Raw genomic sequence first — 5,178 nt, forward strand, 5'->3', positions numbered from 1 at the left:
CACTGATTCGACTTCGCCCCCCGGCGTCATGGTAATGCCGACGGTGACGATGCTGCGCAGTGTTTCCGTCGAGGCGGCACCAACCGTCCAGCAGGCGCTGATCGCACTGCGCAGATTGCCAAGCTCGCCCGCGGTCAGCGGTGGCCCCGATGGTGCGTTGCCGACACCGCCGGTGCCGGGCGTGGCTGTGGGTGCCTGCGCCTCGGCCAATGCGGCCATCAGCGGGTCCACCGCAGCAGCGGGGGCCGCGGGTGTTGCGGGCGCTTGGGGCGTTGTGGCAGCGACGACGGGCTCGGTGCGGGTCGGGCGCTTTGCCGGACGCGGCGCACTGGTAGGCGCAGCACTAGGTGCCTCGGCTGTTTCGGTTGCCTCGGTCACGATCTGTGTGGTCGCTTCGGGCGGTGCCTCGGCGGCAAGCTGCGGCTCTGGCTCGGGCTCGGCCTCGGGGCTAGGCTCCGGGGCCACGGCGGCAACCGAGGTTTCCGACACCGCAACATCGGGCGGCGGCGCCTCGGAAGGCGTGGGGGCGACGCGCTGCACCGGGCGTGGTGCCGTGGTTGGGCTGAGTTCGGGGATCAACGCGGGTGGTGCCTCAATCGTCGGCGCGATCGGCTGCTCTACGGTCGTTTCGGGCACGACAAGCGGTTCAGGCACAACCTCTGGCGGCGTCGGCTCTGCTTCGGCCTGCGGCTCGGGCAAAGGATCGGCTTGCGGTGTCACGGTCGGCTGAGTCTCGGCGGTGGGGGTCTCGGTGGCGGCATCGGCCTGCGGCGCGGGCGGAACCTCTTGCGGGGCTTCAGTCGGGCGCGGGGCCGCCGCTGTCATCGCCGCATATTCCGCCTCGGATATCACCGAAACTTCGGTCATGCGCACTGGCGGCTCGTGCCGGGGGCGAAACAGCGCGCCGCCAAAAGCCACCCAGGCGATCACCCCCAAATGGAGCGCCGCCGAAAGGCCCGTGCCGATCCTGTCTGCCTTGTCCATCGGCGTTTGCTGCCTGACCTGTTTCAGTTCGCCGGCGCGGTCTGCCCGGCGAATCCCGGGCCGCCCGCATCGGTCACAAGCACGATGTTGGAATAACCTGCGTTGTTCAGCGCCCCCATCACCTGCACCACGCGCTCATAGGCAATCGCTCCGTCGGCGCGCAGGTACAGCTTGTCCGAAGTGCGCTCTGCCGCGACTGCGCGCAGCCTTGCGATCAGTTCGTCATCCGGCACCATGGTGTTCATCACCATGATCTGCCCGTCGAGCGTCAGCGAAATCGTCAGCGGTTCTTCCTGCTCGGCCGGCACGGCACGCGCGGCGGTCTTTGGCAACTCCAGCGGCACGCCGACGGTCAATAGCGGCGCTGCGACCATGAAGATGATCAGCAGCACCAGCATCACATCGACAAATGGCGTGACGTTGATTTCGCTCATCGCGGCGCGGCGGCGATGCGAGGAGCGCCGTCTGCGCCGCCCGCCGCCACTTTCCTTGCTCATGACTCCCGCGCCCATGGCTTAGTCCGCATCCAGCTGGCGCGACAGGATCGTGGCAAACTCATCGGCAAAGGCTTCGTAGCCCGCCCGGATGCGGTCGCTGTCGGCGGAAAGCTTGTTGTAGGCCACCACCGCCGGAATTGCGGCAAGCAGGCCAAGGCCGGTTGCCATCAGCGCCTCGGAAATACCCGGAGCAACCACGGCGAGCGAGGTGTTTTGCGACATTGCGATACCCTCGAACGCCACCTTGATGCCCCAGACCGTACCGAAAAGCCCCACGAAGGGCGCGGTAGACCCGACCGTGGCCAAAAACGGCAAGCCTGCGTCAAGCCGCTCGCTTTCCTTGGCAATCGCCACATCCATGCTGCGGTCGATGCGCGCCTGCGCCCCTGCAATCAGCCCACCGTCCTGCCGGTGGCTGCGCCGCCATTCCAGCATGCCCGCCGCGAAAATCTTTTGCGAAGCGCCACTTGGCGCAGGCCCGATCGCGTCAAACAATTCATCGAGCGGCTCGCCCGACCAGAAGGCGCGGTCGAACACCGCCCCTTCGCGCCGCGCAAAGCGGTATGCGATGAACTTGCGGATAATGATCGACCACGACCAGAAGCTTGCCAGCGTCAATAGCAGCATCACCAGCTGCACTGTGAACGAGGCGCGGCCAAAGATGGCCAGCAACGAAAAGTCGATCTCTTGCGCCGCGGCAAGGACGTTAGGTTCCATGGATCTCTGCTCGCCTGTTAGGCCACATTCACGTGGCTCTCATTGGCAGTCAAATTACACACGGTGAAGAGGAAAGCCAACACATCTGCGTCATTTTGGCAGTTTCGCGCCGCCCTAGACCAGATCTTGCGCAAGCAGGTGGCGAATTTCCGCCGGAATCCGCGCGGCAGCGCCATTGGCACCGATGCAGACGCAGGTGACGTCGGCAGAAAAAAGCACTTCGTCACCGCGCAAAACCTGTTGCGCCATCTCGAAACGCGCGCCCGTAACCCCGGTCAGGCTGCTGACGACGCTAAGATTTTCGCCAAAATGCGCGGGCTTGAGGTAATCTGCCACTACCCGGCGCACCGCGAATACCACACCGGCATCGCGCCGAAGCGCCATCTGATCCACACCCAGAGCCGCGATCCACTCGCTGCGCCCGCGCTCGATGAACTTCAGGTAGTTCGCGTAGTAGACGATGCCTGCAAGGTCCGTGTCTTCGTAATAGATCCGCAGATCGAACCGATGGGTCATGCGCAAGCCTCCGTGCCGGCGCCAGACTGCGACGGGGGGGCCAGATTGGCAAGCACCCGGTTACAGCACCCGCGCCGCGAGCCGCAGCGCGTGGCTTGCATCAGCGGCGGCGTTGGGCAGCAGCGGGTCATAAGCCGCGCGGATCAGTGCCGCCACTTCGGGGTGCAGCGCGGCGGCACCCTGCGCATCAACCAGTGCGGGGCGTTCGGCAAACGCGCCCTCGCCCCAAGCGAGGATCGCATGAACCGCCTGCCCCAAAGCCACCGTTTCGGCCGGCAGATCGGCAAGCGCCGCATCCATCCGCACAAAGGCAAAGCAGGCTTTGATCGCGCCACCGTCATCAAACCGGAAGGTGCGATACTGGTTCGCACCGCGGGCCTGCAACCGGGCCACCAGCGAGGGCACATCGCCCAGCATTTCCGACAGCCCCGGAACCGCGGTCAACTCATCCCAATCGCGCAGAAAGAACAGCAGCAGGTTGGCACCAAGCTCGGGGTCGGTTTCGGCCATTTTGTGCCCGGCGAGCAGCACCACCGCCTCGATACCGCCTTTGACCAGCGCGAGTGAGGCGTCATCGACGCCAAACACCACCGGCACGATCGGCCGCCCCCAGCGCGCAAACCGATACGCCCCGTTCTGCTGGAAAAACTGCTCGACCTCGCCTGCCTGCACTACCGCCCCCAAATGCCTCTATGCGTCCTATTTCCCGGCAAGAACCTGCAACACCGCACCCGGCAAGGCACGGCCAAGTTCACCCCAAAGCCGCGCCGGGCCATCTGCGCGACGCATCGCCACAATCAGCCGCCCGTCTCGCGCTGATATTGCTACCGCGCCATATGCATCGGCGCAGACCTGTGCCATGCAGCCAAAGCCCGCCACCCATTCGCCATCGACAACCATCTCTGCCCCGACAACCACAACCTCGCGTATCTCGGCCAATGCCTCCGCCCCCACCAGCGCCGCAAGAGAAGGCTCCATTTCGGGCGCGTTGAGCAGATCGACCGCGTGTTTTCCAACCCATTCGTCCGCGCCATCGGCAACCGCCGCGCTTGCCGCCAACGCCACAAGCACTGCTGCCATCCACGCGCGCATCACGCCTCCCCCTCTGAATCAAACAAATCGCCCGACCCCGCCAGACGCGGTGCCGCCAACCCAAGGTGCGCCCATGCCCGCGCCCCTAGCACACGCCCGCGCTGGGTGCGCTGCACGAGACCTTGTTGCAGCAAGAACGGCTCGATCACTTCCTCGATCGCATCGCGGCTTTCCGAAAGGGCCGCGCAAAGCGTTTCAACCCCCACCGGCCCGCCGCCGTAGTGTTCTGCAATCAGCATCAGATAGCGCCGGTCGGCCCCATCGAGGCCGATTCCGTCCACCCCAAGCCGGGTAAGTGAGCTGTCAGCGATTTCGCGGGTCAGCCGCCCATCGCCTTCGACCAGCGCAAAATCCACCACACGCCGCAAAAGCCGCCCCGCGATACGTGGCGTGCCACGTGCGCGCCGCGCGATCTCGCGCGTGCCTGCGGGTTCAGCGGGTATGCCAAGCAGCCGCGCGCCCCGCGCCACGATCAACTCAAGCTCGTCCTCGGAATAAAACACCAGCCGGGTAGGAATACCGAACCGGTCGCGTAGCGGGTTGGTCAACAGCCCCAGCCGCGTGGTGGCACCAACTAGAGTAAAGGGCTGCAACTCGATCCGCACCGTGCGCGCCGCAGGCCCCTCGCCGATCACCAGATCCAGCTCGAAATCTTCCATCGCCGGATAGAGCACTTCTTCCACCGCGGGTGAAAGGCGGTGAATCTCGTCGATGAACAGCACATCGCGCGGCTCGAGGTTCGTCAGAATCGCGGCCAGATCGCCCGCCTTTGCCAGCACCGGGCCGCTCGTCATACGAAAGTTGACGCCCAATTCGCGCGCCATGATCTGCGCAAGCGTGGTTTTGCCCAGACCGGGGGGGCCATGAAACAGCGTGTGATCCATCGCCTGCCCGCGCATCCGGGCACTATCGATAAATACCCGCAAGTTGGCGCGCGCCTCTTGCTGACCGACAAACTCCTCCAGCACCTGCGGGCGCAGGGCACGGTCGGCATCTTCGGGCATCGGGGCCGCACGCAGGCTGGGGTCAGGGGTAATCATCGGGCGCCTTTCGCAATGGCGCTGAGTTTCGGGGCAATCGCAGCCCGGCGCAAGGGGGCGCGGGAACCCACCCGCACGGCCCCGGCCCAGCCCCCCGGTGCCTCGCGCAACGCACTTTTGAAGCAAACGCCCCTGCCCGACCGCATCCCTTCACGAAAAAACACTTCGGCACGCCATCCATACACAGCCCGCCTCGCCTTTCCGCTTGCCCCCCGCAAAGCCCTTCATTAAACGGGGCAACGGAGCTGTGGCCGAGTGGTCGAAGGCACGCCCCTGCTAAGGGCGCAGACGGGGAACCGTCTCGAGGGTTCGAATCCCTTCGGCTCCGCCAC

Annotated in this window: 7 protein-coding genes and 1 tRNA gene; 1 reads left to right on the forward strand and 7 read right to left on the reverse strand. The window is 65.5% G+C overall.

The genetic code is table 11. The features are described from left to right. The 7 genes from ABY403_RS13060 to ruvB all read right to left on the reverse strand — a co-directional run. Nucleotides 1–984 (reverse strand): cell envelope biogenesis protein TolA (locus tag ABY403_RS13060; protein ID WP_372841266.1); only part of this gene is annotated, 984 nt, incomplete at its 3' end. A gap of 23 nt (nucleotides 985–1,007) precedes the next feature. Continuing rightward, entirely contained in the window at nucleotides 1,008–1,496 is a 489-nt protein-coding gene (locus ABY403_RS13065) for an ExbD/TolR family protein (RefSeq protein ID WP_372841267.1), read from the reverse strand. A 3-nt stretch (nucleotides 1,497–1,499) separates the two neighbouring features. After that, a complete protein-coding gene (tolQ, locus tag ABY403_RS13070) occupies nucleotides 1,500–2,198 on the reverse strand; it encodes a protein TolQ (RefSeq protein ID WP_372841268.1) in 699 nt (232 codons plus the stop codon). 114 nt (nucleotides 2,199–2,312) lie between these two features. After that, nucleotides 2,313–2,714: a tol-pal system-associated acyl-CoA thioesterase gene (ybgC, locus tag ABY403_RS13075; RefSeq protein ID WP_372841269.1), complete on the reverse strand. Its 402-nt coding sequence runs from the start codon at nucleotides 2,712–2,714 to the stop codon at nucleotides 2,313–2,315. Between the two features lie 60 nt (nucleotides 2,715–2,774). Then, nucleotides 2,775–3,386: a hypothetical protein gene (locus ABY403_RS13080; protein WP_372841270.1), complete on the reverse strand. Its 612-nt coding sequence runs from the start codon at nucleotides 3,384–3,386 to the stop codon at nucleotides 2,775–2,777. A 27-nt stretch (nucleotides 3,387–3,413) separates the two neighbouring features. After that, nucleotides 3,414–3,806 carry a hypothetical protein gene (locus tag ABY403_RS13085; RefSeq protein ID WP_372841271.1) on the reverse strand — a complete coding sequence of 131 codons (393 nt, stop codon included), beginning with the start codon at nucleotides 3,804–3,806 and terminating at the stop codon, nucleotides 3,414–3,416. Beyond that, nucleotides 3,806–4,846: a Holliday junction branch migration DNA helicase RuvB gene (gene ruvB / locus ABY403_RS13090; protein ID WP_372841272.1), complete on the reverse strand. Its 1,041-nt coding sequence runs from the start codon at nucleotides 4,844–4,846 to the stop codon at nucleotides 3,806–3,808. The genes ABY403_RS13085 and ruvB overlap by 1 nt, the downstream gene beginning before the upstream one ends. A gap of 241 nt (nucleotides 4,847–5,087) precedes the next feature. On the opposite strand from ruvB, the gene ABY403_RS13095 reads away from it, so the two are divergent. After that, a tRNA-Ser gene (locus ABY403_RS13095) sits at nucleotides 5,088–5,177 on the forward strand. Nucleotide 5,178: the final 1 nt, after the last annotated feature.

The sequence above is a fragment of the Phaeovulum sp. genome (assembly GCF_041596715.1).
Lineage (GTDB): Bacteria > Pseudomonadota > Alphaproteobacteria > Rhodobacterales > Rhodobacteraceae > UBA6213.

What these genes read in the sequence shown, in the direction of transcription:
- ABY403_RS13065 (WP_372841267.1), bottom strand. Translation starts at nt 1,496, where the DNA reads ATGGGCGCGGGAGTCATGAGCAAGGAAAGTGGCGGCGGGCGGCGCAGA.
- tolQ (WP_372841268.1), bottom strand. Translation starts at nt 2,198, where the DNA reads ATGGAACCTAACGTCCTTGCCGCGGCGCAAGAGATCGACTTTTCGTTG.
- ybgC (WP_372841269.1), bottom strand. Translation starts at nt 2,714, where the DNA reads ATGACCCATCGGTTCGATCTGCGGATCTATTACGAAGACACGGACCTT.
- ABY403_RS13085 (WP_372841271.1), bottom strand. Translation starts at nt 3,806, where the DNA reads ATGCGCGCGTGGATGGCAGCAGTGCTTGTGGCGTTGGCGGCAAGCGCG.
- ruvB (WP_372841272.1), bottom strand. Translation starts at nt 4,846, where the DNA reads ATGATTACCCCTGACCCCAGCCTGCGTGCGGCCCCGATGCCCGAAGAT.